The organism is Clostridium ganghwense, assembly GCF_026735165.1.
Taxonomy (GTDB): domain Bacteria; phylum Bacillota; class Clostridia; order Clostridiales; family Clostridiaceae; genus Clostridium_H; species Clostridium_H ganghwense.
Window position 1 is genome coordinate 316,599 of sequence record NZ_JAPQES010000001.1, and the last position, 15,772, is coordinate 332,370.

Annotated in this window: 13 protein-coding genes; 4 read left to right on the forward strand and 9 right to left on the reverse strand. The window is 28.5% G+C overall.

All coding sequences use genetic code 11. From position 1 onward, the window contains the following. Positions 1-151 precede the first annotated feature (151 nt). From OXH55_RS01455 to OXH55_RS01475, 5 genes are all read right to left on the reverse strand, one after another. Complete coding sequence (locus OXH55_RS01455; protein WP_268047627.1) at positions 152-793, reverse strand: ABC transporter ATP-binding protein; 642 nt, start codon at positions 791-793, stop codon at positions 152-154. Further along, entirely contained in the window at positions 793-2,424 is a 1,632-nt protein-coding gene (locus OXH55_RS01460; protein ID WP_268047628.1) for an ABC transporter permease, read from the reverse strand. Before OXH55_RS01460 ends, OXH55_RS01455 begins: the two co-directional genes overlap by 1 nt. 68 nt (positions 2,425-2,492) lie before the next feature. Beyond that, positions 2,493-3,560: a Fe(3+) ABC transporter substrate-binding protein gene (locus OXH55_RS01465; RefSeq protein ID WP_268047629.1), complete on the reverse strand. Its 1,068-nt coding sequence runs from the start codon at positions 3,558-3,560 to the stop codon at positions 2,493-2,495. 285 nt (positions 3,561-3,845) lie between these two features. Beyond that, positions 3,846-5,543 carry a methyl-accepting chemotaxis protein gene (locus OXH55_RS01470; RefSeq protein ID WP_268047630.1) on the reverse strand — a complete coding sequence of 566 codons (1,698 nt, stop codon included), beginning with the start codon at positions 5,541-5,543 and terminating at the stop codon, positions 3,846-3,848. A gap of 258 nt (positions 5,544-5,801) precedes the next feature. Continuing rightward, entirely contained in the window at positions 5,802-6,086 is a 285-nt protein-coding gene (locus tag OXH55_RS01475; RefSeq protein ID WP_268047631.1) for a hypothetical protein, read from the reverse strand. A 187-nt stretch (positions 6,087-6,273) separates the two neighbouring features. Here OXH55_RS01475 and OXH55_RS01480 point away from each other — a divergent pair, with 187 nt between their 5' ends. The 4 genes from OXH55_RS01480 to OXH55_RS01495 are packed head-to-tail and all read left to right on the forward strand — an operon-like array spanning position 6,274 to position 10,042. Beyond that, complete coding sequence (locus tag OXH55_RS01480; protein ID WP_268047632.1) at positions 6,274-6,903, forward strand: TetR/AcrR family transcriptional regulator; 630 nt, start codon at positions 6,274-6,276, stop codon at positions 6,901-6,903. A 33-nt stretch (positions 6,904-6,936) separates the two neighbouring features. Beyond that, a complete protein-coding gene (locus OXH55_RS01485; protein WP_268047633.1) occupies positions 6,937-8,127 on the forward strand; it encodes an HlyD family secretion protein in 1,191 nt (396 codons plus the stop codon). Continuing rightward, positions 8,112-8,903 carry an ABC transporter ATP-binding protein gene (locus tag OXH55_RS01490; protein ID WP_268047634.1) on the forward strand — a complete coding sequence of 264 codons (792 nt, stop codon included), beginning with the start codon at positions 8,112-8,114 and terminating at the stop codon, positions 8,901-8,903. The genes OXH55_RS01485 and OXH55_RS01490 overlap by 16 nt, the downstream gene beginning before the upstream one ends. Continuing rightward, the gene (locus OXH55_RS01495) at positions 8,903-10,042 is read left to right on the forward strand and encodes an ABC transporter permease (RefSeq protein WP_268047635.1); all 1,140 of its coding nucleotides are present in this window, start codon (positions 8,903-8,905) and stop codon (positions 10,040-10,042) included. The genes OXH55_RS01490 and OXH55_RS01495 overlap by 1 nt, the downstream gene beginning before the upstream one ends. Positions 10,043-10,185: 143 nt before the next feature. Here the strand turns inward: OXH55_RS01495 and OXH55_RS01500 are convergent, their stop codons facing one another. The 4 genes from OXH55_RS01500 to OXH55_RS01515 form a co-directional block, all read right to left on the reverse strand. After that, positions 10,186-11,379, reverse strand: coding sequence for an MFS transporter (locus OXH55_RS01500; protein WP_268047636.1), 1,194 nt, complete (start codon positions 11,377-11,379; stop codon positions 10,186-10,188). Between the two features lie 339 nt (positions 11,380-11,718). Then, positions 11,719-13,662 (reverse strand): tetratricopeptide repeat protein, encoded by a 1,944-nt coding sequence (locus tag OXH55_RS01505; protein ID WP_268047637.1) that lies wholly within the window; start codon positions 13,660-13,662, stop codon positions 11,719-11,721. 188 nt (positions 13,663-13,850) lie between these two features. Then, positions 13,851-14,372 (reverse strand): ECF transporter S component, encoded by a 522-nt coding sequence (locus tag OXH55_RS01510; protein ID WP_268047638.1) that lies wholly within the window; start codon positions 14,370-14,372, stop codon positions 13,851-13,853. Positions 14,373-14,519: 147 nt separating this feature from the next. Beyond that, on the reverse strand, positions 14,520-15,701 hold the full coding sequence (locus tag OXH55_RS01515; protein WP_268047639.1) for a pyridoxal phosphate-dependent aminotransferase: 1,182 nt from the start codon (positions 15,699-15,701) through the stop codon (positions 14,520-14,522). Positions 15,702-15,772: the final 71 nt, after the last annotated feature.

Sequence of the window (15,772 nt, forward strand, 5' to 3'; positions counted from 1 at the left end):
TTATAATAGTTATTTAAAGCTATCCAAGCTTTGACTTAACTTTATAATACCATATATTACATTTTTAGTCAATGTTACCTATATTATGACACAAAACAAAAGCATCTTTATATTGTATTTTTCAATATAAAGATGCGTTTGCCCTAACCTCTTAGTGAATTTCCAAATTTACAATTTGATCTGCAATAGCTTTTGCATCTTCAGCATCATGAGTAACAAAAATTGAAGTTATACCTGTTTGTTTAATTATCTCCTTAAGTTCTTGTCTTATTTTATTCTGAAGATGAGCATCAAGATTACTAAAAGGTTCATCCAAAAGAATCAAAGCTGGCTTTGGAGCAATAGCTCTAGCCAAAGCTACTCTCTGCTGCTGTCCTCCACTTAATTCATGAGGATATCTTTTTTCGTATCCTTGTAAATTTACAAGCTTTAATACCTCTTCAACTCTTTTTTTCTTTTCATCATGAGATATTTTCTTAATTCCGAACTTAATATTCTCTTCTATAGTCATGTGTGGAAATAAAGCATAATCTTGAAATACCATTCCGATTCCTCGTTTTTCAGGATACACAAAATTTTTATCATCTACTACAATTTTTCCATCGATCTTAATACTACCGCTTAAAGGCTCTTCTAATCCTGAAATTAATCTTAATATAGTACTTTTACCACATCCACTTTCTCCTAATATACAAACAATATTTCCTCTTTTTATATTTAAATTAAAATCCTTAATTACATTTTGTTTACTATTTTTATATTTAAAATTTAAATCTTTAATCTGAATATACATTACTTTTCCTCCTTATCCCCTATTTTATAGAAGAAATATATAGCTATAAAACTTACAGCAATAATTAATATAGATGAAACAGCTGCCTCATGAATCATTTCATCATTAGCATACTCATAAGCCTTAGTAGCCAATGTATTAAAGTTAAACGGTCTTAAAATCAAGGTTAACGGAAGTTCCTTTAAAACTTCTATAAATACCAAGAAAAATCCACCTAAAACTGCGTCCTTTATCATTGGCAAATCAACCTTGAAGAAAGTTTTTGTTATTCCAAAACCTAAGGTTCTTGAAGCCTCTGAAAACTTATTTCCTACCTTTTCAAATGATGCTTCTATTGAATTATATCCCACTGCTAAAAATCTAATTATATAAGCAAAAATCAACATACCTATGCTTGTACTAAGTACTAAACTAGAAGAATTAACTCCAATCATCTCATAGAACCAGTACAATTTTCTATCTAATGAAACAAAAACAACAATAACTCCAATAGCTATAACCGCAGCAGGAATTGAATATCCTAGAACCGTTATCCTTGAATAAAGCTTTGATATATAACTGTCATTAAGTCTACAATAATTTGCTACAATTAAAGCAAAAACAATTATTAAAGCTGCTGTAATTAATGCAATTGATACTGAACTAAACATAAATTGAACAAATTTAATGTTTAATATTTTTTTGTAAGTCAATAAACTCCAGCTAAATAACTGAGCAGTTGGAATTATAAATCCTAATGCAAAAATAATAAAGCAGAATAAAAAAGCTGCAAAAGCTTTAATCCCCTTTAGTTTTATTCTAGATATAGGTTTGATTTTAGTAGTTGTAAAACTATATTTTTTCCTTCCTCTTAAAAACTTCTCTAAAATTAATAATGTTAAGACTATTACTATCAATATAGAAGCTAATCTAGATGCAGAATCTAGATCTCCCATACCAAACCAAGTTTTAAAAATAGCTGTACTAAAGGTTTGAACCCCAAAATAGTTTACTACTCCATAATCATTTAATATCTCTAAAATAACTATGCTGACTCCACCGATAATTGCTCCTCTTGATATAGGAAGAACTACATACCAAAATATTTCTAAAGAATTTCTTCCAAGTACTCTAGCATTCTCTATTAATGCTGCAGACTGCTTTTCTAGAAAAGACTTAGTTATCATATAAACATATGGAAATAAAAATATAGTAAATATAAAAATAGCACCTTCTATAGACATAATATCAAAATACTTAGGATTTACCTCTACGTTAAATTTTCTAAGAGTAATCTGTATTACTCCAGTGTAGCTTAACATTCCATTGTATGTATAGGCAGCAATGTAAGGCGGAATAGCTAATGGTAAAATCAATGCCCATTTAAAAAACTTCCTTAATGGGAAATCATAAACCGATATTATCCATGACAAAGTCGTACCTATTAATACTGTTAAAAATCCTGTAACAAAAACTAATTTTAATGAGTTTATTACATACCCTTTTAAAAGGTATTGCTTAATGTGATACCAGTTTTCATTAGGCTCTTTAAAAACATTAACAAACATTTCTATATTAGGTAAAATAATTAGCATCACTATAATAAAACTTAAAACATTCCAAATGTTTAGTTTATCTTTCTTTAGTTTCATCAATACCTACACATCCTCCTAAAATAAATTTAGAAAAAAGCAGCTATACAAGCTGCTTTTTAATTATTTTATTTCCAATTTACTTCATTCAAAATTTCAACTGCTTTCTTATTGTTTTCACCAAGTTTAGATAATCTTATATCCTGCTCTTTGAATGTTCCCCAAGATTTTAGAAGTTCTGATGGTTCAACCTCTGGATTTACTGGATATTCATAATTAGCCTCTGCATATTGCTTTTGAGCTTCTGTACCTGATAAAAATTCTATGAATTTAACTGCATTTTCTTTATTCTTAGCATGCTTAGTTAATCCAGCACCACTGATATTTACGTGTGTTCCTGTTGTATCTTGATTTGGGAAAAATACCTTTACGCTATTTCCTACTTTTACTTCTTCTTTATCTGCTGAATTTAAAAGTTTTCCTACATAATAAGTATTCATTATAGCCACATCACCAATACCAGCAACTACTGCTTTTGCTTGGTCTCTATCATTTCCTTGTGGCTCTCTAGCCATATTTTCTACAAGACCTTTTGCCCATTCCTTAGCTTTTTCTTCACCATTTATTTCAATAAATGATGCTAATAATGATTGGTTATAGATATTTGTTGATGATCTAACTAAAACTTTTTCTTTCCATTTTGAATTTGTTAACTCTTCATATGTAGATAACTCTTTTGGATCTACTTTATCTTTTGAGTAAACTATAACTCTAGCTCTCTTAGTTAAACCAAACCATTGATTGTCTTCATCTCTATACTTTTCTGGAATGTTTTTTGTAAGCTTATCACTTTTAACTGGTTGTAATACTTCACTATTTTTAGCTCTGTATAATCTTCCAACGTCTGCTGTTATTAAAATATCTGCCTGTGTATCTTTTCCTTCTCTTTTTAATCTCTCAATTAACTCATCTGATTTACCTTTTACAACATTTACTTTAATGCCTGTTTTTCCTGTAAACATTTTATAAAGTTCTTCATCTGAATCATAATGTCTATCCGTATAGATATTTACTACCTTTTCTTCACTTTTTACAACTTCTTTTTTAGCTGAATCACTGCTTGCTGAACAACCAGCTAATATCCCCATTGACATTACTCCAACCAATACTGCTGAAATTATTTTTTTCTTTATCATTTGTTTTCCTCCTCTAGAAATTTTTCTTTTGTTAAATTAGTATAATACCTAAAAAACTATGATGTATAAAATACATGTGTATTTTGATAATTATTAACAATTGCTAATTCGTTTTAATTGAAATTAATTATCATTTACATTTAGTATGATATTATACTCTTGCTACTTTGTCAATATAATAATTTAATTTTTATACTAGGTAAATTTTGTAATACTATAACAAAAAAAATAAGCAGCTACGCTTTATGCATTATAGCTGCTTTTGTGTAAAAATAGTTGTTTTGTCTATAACTTAAACTTATTAACTTCATTCATCATTTCTTTAGACATATCATTCAATGAATGTACTGTTGCCGTTAATTCCTCAGAAGATGCATTCATTTCTTCTGAAGATGCGGCTATTTCTTCTGAAGACGCTGCTACTTCTTCAGATACAGAAGATATTTCTTCTACTTTTTGTAAAATAGTATCTTTTTCTTTATTTATGTTCACTGCTAGATTATTTACTGATTGAATTTCAGGTACAATTTTCTCAATTGCTTTGGTTATTTTCTTAAAGAAATTTATAGTAGTATTAATAACTTCAACCTGATCATTTAATTCTGTATTCATGGTATCTGAATTACTTATGATAGTACCAGTATTGCTTGATATATCATCTATTAGTTTATTTATATTTCCAGCAGATATTTTACTTTGTTCTGCAAGCTTTCTAATCTCGTCAGCAACTACAGCAAAACCTTTTCCTGATTCACCTGCACTTGCTGCTTCAATAGCTGCATTTAATGCAAGCAAATTTGTTTGATCTGCAATATTATTTATAACAGCAGTTATCTCATTAATTTGATTTATATTTTCGCCAAATCCTGTTATTGTATCTGAGAAATTTTTAAAAGAATCCCCTACTTGTGTTATTGATTGAATCAATTTCTGCATTTTATTATTACCTTCACTTGTCATAAAATCAATTTCATTAAAAGTAGAACCAGTGTGAGTTATGGCTTGTACCATTTCTTCTAATTTATCACCGAATTGATTCAATATATGTGTGATATCAAGCAAGTTATCTGATTGATTACCTGCACCCTTGGCTACATCCTGAATAGCTATAGAAACATTTTGTGAAGAAGATGCAGTTGCCTCTGCCGAACATTCTAAATCTTCTGATGAATCCTCAATATTTTCAGACACTTCTTTAATATTTAATATCATTTGCCTAACCGAATCCTGCATTACTTTTACTGAACGAGTTAAATCACCAATCTCATCATGCCTTTTTAAAACTTCATCTGAAACTTCAACAGTTAAATCACCTTTTGATATAACTCCCAAATGTTCTACAGATTTATTAAGAGGATTTGTTATACTTTTTGTAATTAATACTACAATTATAAACGATAAAACCCCCACTATTAAAGTAATTCCTGCTATTGTAAACATTAATGAATTAACTTGTTTTTTTATTGTATTTTGATCAACTCCAATAAAAAACATCCCTATATTTTGTCCATTTTTATCTTTTATTGGAGCATATTTAACTTCATATAGTGTATTTAAAACATTCGCTTGTCCTTTATATATATTTCCTTCTTTTAATACTTTTTGTACAACTTCACTAGACGCTTTCGTTCCTACTGCTCTTTTACCCTGTTCTTCTACAGTTGTAGATATTCTGGTATCATTTAAAAATATAGTTACTTCATCACTTGTCTTTTCTTTTATCAAATCTACAAATTCAGTATCTTCATTTAACAATTTTTTACCTTTATATAATTTGTCGCCTTCTACTCTCCACTCACCACTATACTTTTCATCTAATAAACTTATCATTAGTTTTCCATTAGAATCTAACAGTTTATTATTATTATCATTTACTAGTTTATTTATATAATAAAACATACTTGCAAATACACTTATAAGTAAAAATGTAATGATAAAAGCTGTCATTGAAAATATTTTACCTTTTATTTTCAGTTTGATCATAAATCCACTTCCTTTCTTAATTTTCTTAAAATTTCTTATTATACAAATAATTATATGATATTTTTCAGTAAATTATAATATAATTCGCTAAAAAATATCATATAAAGTCTTTTTTTGTCTAAATTCACAGACTATATTCCTGAAATAATAAAAAAACTACCAGAATGTATTCATACATCCTGATAGTTCTCTTAATTGTATAATTTCCAAGACTTCTATCTCTTTTAGTTGAAACCTAATACTTTAGTAATATTAAATTTAAAATTTATAATCATCATCTTTAGGATACCAGTGAAATTTAGTAATTTTATTATCATCATATTTAGATGAACCAGTAGTACTCTCAAAATTTTGCCATGTTAAGAATTGAATATTACTATACTCTGTTACTGTCATAGGGTTCTCTGAATCAACATTATCAATTATAGATAACACTTCATCAAGGTCCTCAGCATTATCTAATGCTATTTCAAGCTTGCCTGGTGTAGATATTCTCTTTTCTTCTTCTAAAGCTTTTGTTCTTGTTAAATCATCATCAGTCAATTTATACAGTAGGACATTCTAAAATTTTAACCAATTCCAAAGTATACTTGCTCTAATGTCCTCTTTACATTTACATGTAAAAGTACTACAATATTACTGAGTGAGTACTCAATCAATCTTGTTATTAAAATAAAGTTCACTAACACACTCTAAGAACTTATATAAAAAATAGAAAGGAAAGAATCTCATGAACAATAAAAATTCCACTGATAAAAAACAACGAATTTTAGAAACAGCTGTAAAACTTTTTTCTCAAAAAGGCTTTGATAAAACCTCTACCAAAGAAATAGCTCAAAATGCTGAAGTTGCAGAAGGTACTATATTTTTTTATTTTAAATCCAAAAAAGGCTTGCTAGAAGCTCTATTAAAACATTCTGTAGAAATCATAGTTCAAGAATTAATAATAAACTCCCTAGATGATGTATTAAAAAAAGAAGATTCTAAAGATGATAAAGAAATTTTAAAAGCTTTAATTAAAAACCGTTTAGATTTAATACAGAACAATTTTCCTCTAGTTAAGATCTTCTTTTCAGAACTGATTTATAAAGAAGATTTTAGATCAAAATTTATTGAGTTAATGACAACTACAGGCATAAAAGTTATAACAAATTATATTGACAAAGGAATAACAGAAGATAGATTTAGAAATATTAATTCACTTATTGTAACTCGCTGCCTTGTAGGTATGATAATAACTCATATTATACAAAACAAGTTTGTACCGCAGATTTTACAAGACTATACTCAAGATGAACAAATAGACATGATGCTGGATTTGTTTTTAAATGGACTTTTAAACAAGCCTGCAGTTAATTAAATAAAAAATCTATATTAATTGGAGGTGGAGACTATGAAACAAAACAAATCAACTTTCAAATACCTAACTGCTTCAGTATGTATATCTTTTTTCAGTGCTTTCTTTTTATTAGGCTGCTCTAATACAAAGCAAAAACCTAATGTATACAGCGGTACAGCCGAATGCACAGAATATGATGTACAAACAGAATTAGGTGGATCTATAAGTGAAATTTTTGCTTCTGAAGGTGGAAAAATTAATAAAGGAGATGTTATTGCAAAATTAGATGATGAAGTGCTTAAGCTTAATTTGAAACAAGCTCAAGCAGCTTACGAAATAAGCAAACAAAAATATAACGAAACTAAAAGTGGAACAAGAGAAGAACAAATCCGTCAAGCTAAATCCAATTTAAGTGCTTCAAAAGCAAAACTTGATGAACTATTATCTGGAAGCAGACCTGAAGAAATAAAGCAAGCAGAAATTGCGTTAAAACAATCACAAAGTTTACTAGAACAGGCACAAAAAAATTATAATTACAGAAAAAATAATCTAGAAAAATATAAAACTTTACAAAATGAAGGCATAATCTCCCATGAGCAATTAGATCAAGCTCAAAATGTATTTGATGTTGCAGAAGGCCAACTAATTTCTTCACAAAATTCAGTGAAAACATCCCAGGAAAAGCTTACTCTTATAAAAAATGGTGCAACAACCCAAACAATTGAAGCTGCCAAAGCCTCTGTTGAAAATGCTAAGGCTCAATATGACTTACTTATAAACGGCAGCTCCTCTTATGTATTAAACTCCTTAAAATCAGCATTAGGACAAGCAGAAGCTTCTAAGAAAATAGCTAAATATAATTTATCACAAACCACTATTAAGTCTCCAATTACAGGTACAGTTTTAAAAACATGGGTGAAAAAAGGTGAAACAGCTGCTCCTGGTTCAATTATAGCAACTGTTTCTGATTTAAATGATTTATGGGTTAAAGTATATGTCCAAGAAAAATATTACTCAAAACTTTCATTAAATCAGGAAGTAAAAATTATTTGTGACGCTTTAAATGAACCTGTAAACGGAAAAATTACTTATATATCTTCTAATGCAGAATTTACCCCTAAAAATACACAAACAAAGGAAGACAAACAAAAAAGAGTTTTTGAAGTAAAAGTTAAAATTTTAGACCATCTAGATATTATAAAACCTGGCATGGATTTAGAGGTGATTTTATGGAATGTGCAATAGAAGTAAAAGAACTCACAAAAAAATTTGGTGATTTCACTGCAGTGGATCATATAAATTTTAAAATACCGAAGGGAAAAATATTTGGATTCCTTGGACCCAACGGTTCTGGTAAATCAACTACTATAAGAATGCTTTGCGGTGTATTAATTCCAACCTCTGGAGAAGGTAAAGTTCTAGGATATGATATAACAAAGGATACAGAAAAAATTCGTGCAAATATAGGCTATATGTCTCAAAAGTTCAGCCTTTATGAGGATTTAACTGTTGAAGAAAATCTTGATTTTTATGCTGGAGTTTATTCCCTGCCAAAAAAGGTTAGAGAAGAAAGAAAAAAAGAGCTTATTAAAATGGCAAATCTTGAGGGAAAAGAAAAGCGGCTTGCAGGTAAACTTTCTGGAGGTTGGAAGCAAAGACTTGCTCTTGGATGTGCACTTATTCATAAACCAAAACTTCTTTTTCTAGATGAACCTACAGCTGGGGTAGATCCAGTTTCAAGAAGAATATTCTGGAAGATAATTCATGAATTGAAAAATCAAGGTATTACAATACTTGTTACCACTCACTACATGGATGAAGCTGAAAGTTGTGATATTACAGCATTTATATTCAATAGTAAATTACTAACAATAGGTAACACTGAAGAAATATTAAAAAGAGAAAATGCCAAAAACTTAGAAGATGTATTCATAACCTATGTTGAAAGAGCTACAAACCAAAAAATCACTTCTACTTTTAAGGAACTAAAATTTCTACTAGATGGGCAGGTGGAAGATTAATGAACTGGCAGAGGTTTATATCAATAATAAAAAAAGAATTCATTCAAATTAAAAGAGATAAATTTAGTGCCAAAATAATAATTCTAATGCCTATTATGATGATATTTTTATTTGGCTATGCTGTAAATACTGATTTGGAGGATATAAACATTGCAGTTTTTGATCAATCTAGAACTCAAGAAAGCCGTACATATATAAATAAGTTTACAAATTCAAACTACTTTATTCCCAAATATTATGTAAACAGTACAAATGAACTAAATTATCTAATTGATAATGGAGATGCAAAAGCTGGGCTTATAATTCCACCTAATTTTACTGAAAAACTAAAAAAAGGTAAACAAGCACAGGGACAGCTTATTATAGATGGTACGGACCCAACAATTGCAAGAACTGCTTTAAGCAGTGGCCAACTAATTTCCCAAAATTATTCCATGCAGAATACTCAAAAGAATCTTTCTAAAAAAGGAATTGCCTTAAATAAAACTTCACTACTTTCTATAGACTTAAGGACAAATGTTTGGTACAATCCAAACCTTAAGAGTACACTGTTTACAATTCCAGGTGTAATAGGGCTTATTCTTCAAAATATAACTGTAATGCTCACTGCTTTTGCCCTTGTTCGTGAAAGGGAAAGAAGTACAATTGAACAGTTAATAGTAACCCCTATTAAAACTCGTGAACTTATTTTAGGAAAAATGATACCTTACATTTTAATAGGATATGTAGATTTCTTATTTGTACTCGGTATTGGAACCATGTGGTTTGGACTCCCTATTAATGGAAGCCTTCCTCTGCTTTTACTGCTTGGATTTGAATTTGTAATAGTTGCTCTTGCAATTGGAATGTGGATTTCTACTATAACAATAAATCAACTTCAGGCAATGCAGGCAACTATGCTGTTTATTCTTCCCAGCTTTCTTCTCTCTGGGTTTGTATTTCCTAGAGAAAGTATGCCTAAAATAATTCAAATCATGGGTAATTTGATACCTCTAACATTCTTTTTAAAGATTGCAAGAGGCATAATACTAAAAGGTGTTGGCATGGAATATCTATGGAAAGATACTTTAATTCTAGGCATACTGGGAATACTTATACTTTCTTTTTCAATACTTAATTTTAAGAAGAATCTAGAGTAAATTTGTAAGCATAATATAAAAAACTTCCTAAGAATTTTTAAATTTAAGAATTTAAGTTCTTAGGAAGTTTTTTAAAATTGACATATGTACCTAACTTTTATTAATTATTGGTTTTAATGAATAGTCTTATTTAAATTCTTCAGCTAATTTTTCATTTCTATCTGCGAATAACAAATTTTTTCTTTTTCATAAATACACTGAATAATTAATACAATAACTGCTCCCATAACCATATATATAATTAAACTTCCAAATCCAACAGTTATTCCAAAAATATCTCCTAATTTTCCTATAGCCCAAATTAAAACATATTCTATCATTCCACCCATCATAGAAATCCATCCAATTAGCCCAACATTTACTCCTGTAAAACGCTGCTGCATCATTGCCATAATTGTTGGGTACATAGTAGCTGTAAAAATTCCTGTAAGGCCAAAAAATATAAGTTGAGATGTGTATAATCCCAATCCAATAAATATTACATTGCCTATAAAAGAAAATAATAAACATCTTTCATACCCAACTTTATCAAGAATTTGACTAAATATACTCCTAACAATAGGATAACTAATTAAAAATACCGTTAAATAACTTGCAGCTTGTCCTTCACTGATTTGTTGAGTTTGTCTTGCAAATATAATAAACCATGTGCCTAAACCATATTCCCAAACTTGACCACCAACAAATAATAACACAAACAGCCAAACAATTAAGTTTCTCCATGAATAAGTAGTTTCCTGAACAATATCAACTTTTTCTTCTACTTGAGAATTTTTCTTCACTTCTGCTTCTTTTACAAATATAAGAATAAAAGATATAATTAAAGTTGGTATTGAGCTCAATCCAAAAATCAATTGCCAATTGATTCCCTTATCCAATAATCCACTGATTATCTTAGGTCCAGCTAATGCTCCTAAAGAAAACCCTAAATGTAATTTCATTAAAGTTTTTCCTCTTTCCTCTGGCTTCAGTACTCCAATATACAAATTTCCTGCTAAAGTACAACTTCCATACGCAAACATATAAAAACAAAATAAAATATCAAATCCTAATATAGAGTGTACAAAAATCATTGCTAATGCACTAATACTATAAAGTGCAAGTCCTATACTCAGTATAAATTTGTGGCTCCATTTTTTTACTACATATCCTGTCCCTAAAGTAGAAATCTGCATAATAATTCCTGAAATTAAGATAAGAGTTGCAATATGCCCATAGCCTCCTAAATAATCATGCTGAATGGAAGAAAAGATATTTGTTCGCATACTAAAAACAAAGCCTATCATAGCAAAAGAAATAAAACATAAATACATTAACTTATTCCTTGTAATTTTCATATATATTTCCTCCTTATAATTTTCTTCTAAAAATAATATGTAAAATTATACTTTGTGTTTTTTTTGCTTTTTTTATTTTTTACTTTTTTATTTTTTTATTTTTTATATTATTTTATTTTTGTTTTTTGCCTAAACATATTTTATCACTATTGTATTTTTTTATAAATACATTTTTTACTATATATTAAAATTAATTTATCTTTCTTCTAAATATCTTTTATTCCTCAAAATAAAAAACTACCAGAATGTATTCATACATCCTGATAGTTCTCTTAATTGTATAATTTCCAAGACTTCTATCTCTTTTAGTTGAAACCTAATACTTTAGTAATATTAATTTTAAAATTTATAATCATCATCTTTAGGATACCAGTGAAATTTAGTAATTTTATTATCATCATATTTAGATGAACCAGTAGTACTCTCAAAATTTTGCCATGTTAAGAATTGAATATTACTATACTCGGTTACTGTCATAGGGTTCTCTGAATCAACGTTATCAATTATAGATAACACTTCATCAAGGTCCTCAGCATTATCTAATGCTATTTCAATATCTCTCTTATCAATTATATCTCTAAAAAATCCTCCTCTTATCTTTTTATTAGGAAATGCTTTTAAAGCTTCATCTGCTACTTTCTTTTGAAAATCTCTTAACATATCTTTAGTCTGCTGTTTTTGTTCAGCACTTAAATTTTTTGAACTATCTATATCACTTGGTGAAAAATTAAACCAGTTAATTTCAATTCTAAAGTCATATGGCGTAAGGTTTGTTCCATTCCCATCATAAAATGTTATAGTAGATACATTATAGGTAAATTTGCATTTTCCAAGGGGAGTATCCAGTTCACTAAAGTTTTTCCTTAAATGCTTTTCAAGCTTGCCTGGTGTAGATATTCTCTTTTCTTCTTCTAAAGCTTTCTGATATTCTTCAATATTATTGTATCCTTGTCTTTTTGATTCTTCTAAAGCTTTTTTGTATTCCTCAACAGTCTTATACCCATATTTTTTAGCTTCTTTTAAATCTTTTTCTATCCTTTTTAAATCATTAGCTACACCCTGATTCATTTCAACTTTTATATCTTCTATATCCTTTTTCAATGATGCGATCTCAGATTCTATAATAGTTTCTGAAGCTTTTGCTCTTGTTAAATCATCATCAGTCAATTTATACATAGAATAAATATCTATTTCCTTTGCTATTTTTCCACATCCCTTATAAAATTTATCCATAGGAGCTGTAGAAGTTAAAGATGTAAAATGTTCATACTCATTTTTCAATACATTTATTTCTTCATAAGTATTTTTTCCAGTCTGTGTTTTCTTATAAACCTCTTGGATTTGTTTATATATTTTATTTGCTTTATCTAGTTTCTTTTTATTTTTATCTAATAAAGCTTTTAAATTTTTATATAATGTATTTGCTTCTTGATTATTAGGATCTAATTCAGCTGCTTTTTTATAATCTTGTACAGCTTTAGTATAATTTCCTAATTTAACATACACTGCCCCTCTACAAACGTAACCATAACTATATTTATTATTCTGTTTTATAACTTCATTGAAATCCTCTAATGCTTTGTTATATTCTCCTTTTTCAAAATAAACAACTCCTCTATTTGCATAAACATAGAAGTTTTTATTATCTAATTTTATAATTTGTGTATAATCTTGCATTGCTTTATCATATTGGCCTTGTTTAGAATACATATTTCCTCTATTTATTAATGCCAATATTTCTGTAGAATCTATTTCTAGTGCTTTAGAATAATCTGCTATAGCTTCCTTATCTTTATTTAAATTACTATAGGATATTCCTCTAAAAAAGTATTCAATTGATGTTTTAGGAGTTAATGAAATAGACTTATTAAAATCATCTAAAGCTTCTTTTGGCTTTTTACTGGACATATGTACAGAACCTCTTATAGAATATGCAATAATATTACTAGGATTAATTTGTATTGATTTATTACAATCAAGAAGTGCTCTTATATTTTCATTTAATTTTAAATATGAATATGCTCTATAATCATAAGCAGCAGTTTCTTTAGGATTAGTTTTAATTACTTTTGTACAGATTTCTATGACTTTTTTGTAATCATTTTTTACAAGATACTCTTTTGCATCTTTTACAGACATTTGATCACTAGTCATTGATTTGTTTTGCTGTACTATTTCCTTACTATTTATACTAGTGGCATATGCCGGAATAATTGTTGATGTACCTAAACTAACTGATAATACTGTAATAAAAAAATACTTTGAAATTTTATTCTTTATCATCTTATCTCCCCCTTAACTTTAAGCTTCAAACAATATTATAAATCTATTATAAAATTTTATAAACATTTTTTTGAAAAATAGTAATATATTTTATATAATTACAACAAAAAACTTCTTAAGAGTTTTAATGCTTAAATTAAAAAATTCTCAAGAAGTCTTTAGATTATTTTATAGTATCTAATTCAACTTTAAGCCTCTAACTTAATTCCACTTTTATTAATTATTGGTTTTACCGCTGCTGCTATAGGTATTGATATTACTACACCTATTGATGTTGTTGTGAATGATGTTATCATTTTTAATACAGCTGTTTCATACCCAACAAATACTAACCAGTTAAATATAAAATATCCAACTAGTGATACCAATCCGCCCACTACAAATGCTAGAATATTTTGCTTAATACTATTTCCATCTTTATTACCTGCAAATGCTATTGAACCTGCTACATAACCAGTTAATCCTTTAACTATAAAAGTAGGTATAATCCATGCAGCAAACATTGGATTAGTGGCATCAAATAATGCACAACCTATTGCACCTGCTAATCCTGCATCTTTACCAATCAAAATAGCACAAATAAATATAGCTGTAGTTCCTAAATGTATCATAGAATTACTTCCACCTAAATTTATAGGAATATGTATGTATGTTCCTATAAAACATATTGCAGCAAAAAGCCCAATTAATATAACTCTTTTTGTTTTCATAAATAGTCCTCCTTAATTTTTTATAGCCTATTTTTATATTCATTCTCTTATTTTGGTATTTTAAACATATAATGATTTTTAGTCAAATGTACCGATACATTATTCAAAATGCCTCACACATATAAAATGTATGAGGCATTAATATTCTTATTTAAATTCTTCAACCAATCTTTCAAAAGCAGAAATAGAATTTTTGATCATCTCAAAATCTACACAGTAGGACATTCTAAAATATCCAGGACATCCAAAACCACTTCCAGGTACCAAAAGTAAATTGTATTTTATTGCTCTCTTTGCAAATTCTACATCATCATCAATAAGTGCTTTAGGGAAAAGATAAAAGGCTCCTTGAGGCTTTACACATTCAAATCCAAGTCTTGTAAGGTTTTCATATAAAAAATCCCTTCTAATCTTATATTCTTCAATATCTACTTTAGCATCAATTGCATCTCCAACAACTTTCTGAAATAATGCAGGAGCATTTACAAATCCTAAAGTACGATTGCAAAAACTTAAAGCATTCATAAATACATTTATATCATTAATTCTACTGCTTGCTGCAATATACCCTATTCTTTCTCCTGCAAGCCCTAGTGACTTACTAAATGAATTTACAACAATAGAGTTATTAAAAATAGAAAGTATACTTGGAAGCTTAATGCCATCATAAATTATTTCACTATAAGGCTGATCTGAAATTACAAATATTGTTGTACCATATTCCTTTTCCTTTCTTGAAATAATTTCTGCAATATCTTTTAACTTTTCTTCACTATACACAACTCCTGTTGGATTATTAGGAGTATTAATAATCATTGCTTTTGTGTTTGGTGTAATACTTTCTTCCAGTGCATTCAAATCAGGTTCAAAAGTTGAAGTATCCGAAGGAACTACTACTATTTTTCCACCATGGTTGTCTGTATAAAAATTATATTCCACAAAATAAGGTGCAAATACAATAACTTCTTCTCCATGATTAAGTAGTGCTTTTAAAACAACATTCAATCCTCCTGCAGCACCAACTGTCATTACTATATTTTCACTAGAAAGTTCAACTCCACTTTCTCTTTCTAAAGATTTTGCAATTTTTTCACGAGCATCTGTGAAACCAGAATTGTTCATATATCTGTGTAATCCTTTTTCATTACTTAGAATATGATTCTTAAGTGACTCAACAACTTCTGTTGGAGGTTCTGCATACGGATTTCCAAGACTATAATCATAAACTTTATCTGCCCCATATTTTTCAACAAGTCTTGCACCTTCCTCAAACATTGCCCTTATCCACGAAGACCTACTCAAATTGTTTACTACTTTTTCAGAAAACATAAAATCGCCCCTTTTTTATTTACTAGGAAATTATAAAATTTTATAATTTCCACCCCTTTGTTCTTTTTCCT

Coding starts and splice junctions, on each gene's coding strand:
- OXH55_RS01495 (WP_268047635.1), top strand. CDS start 8,903: ATGAACTGGCAGAGGTTTATATCAATAATAAAAAAAGAATTCATTCAA.
- OXH55_RS01515 (WP_268047639.1), bottom strand. CDS start 15,701: ATGTTTTCTGAAAAAGTAGTAAACAATTTGAGTAGGTCTTCGTGGATA.
- OXH55_RS01460 (WP_268047628.1), bottom strand. CDS start 2,424: ATGAAACTAAAGAAAGATAAACTAAACATTTGGAATGTTTTAAGTTTT.
- OXH55_RS01455 (WP_268047627.1), bottom strand. CDS start 793: ATGTATATTCAGATTAAAGATTTAAATTTTAAATATAAAAATAGTAAA.
- OXH55_RS01480 (WP_268047632.1), top strand. CDS start 6,274: ATGAACAATAAAAATTCCACTGATAAAAAACAACGAATTTTAGAAACA.
- OXH55_RS01485 (WP_268047633.1), top strand. CDS start 6,937: ATGAAACAAAACAAATCAACTTTCAAATACCTAACTGCTTCAGTATGT.
- OXH55_RS01510 (WP_268047638.1), bottom strand. CDS start 14,372: ATGAAAACAAAAAGAGTTATATTAATTGGGCTTTTTGCTGCAATATGT.
- OXH55_RS01470 (WP_268047630.1), bottom strand. CDS start 5,543: ATGATCAAACTGAAAATAAAAGGTAAAATATTTTCAATGACAGCTTTT.
- OXH55_RS01490 (WP_268047634.1), top strand. CDS start 8,112: ATGGAATGTGCAATAGAAGTAAAAGAACTCACAAAAAAATTTGGTGAT.
- OXH55_RS01505 (WP_268047637.1), bottom strand. CDS start 13,662: ATGATAAAGAATAAAATTTCAAAGTATTTTTTTATTACAGTATTATCA.
- OXH55_RS01465 (WP_268047629.1), bottom strand. CDS start 3,560: ATGATAAAGAAAAAAATAATTTCAGCAGTATTGGTTGGAGTAATGTCA.
- OXH55_RS01500 (WP_268047636.1), bottom strand. CDS start 11,379: ATGAAAATTACAAGGAATAAGTTAATGTATTTATGTTTTATTTCTTTT.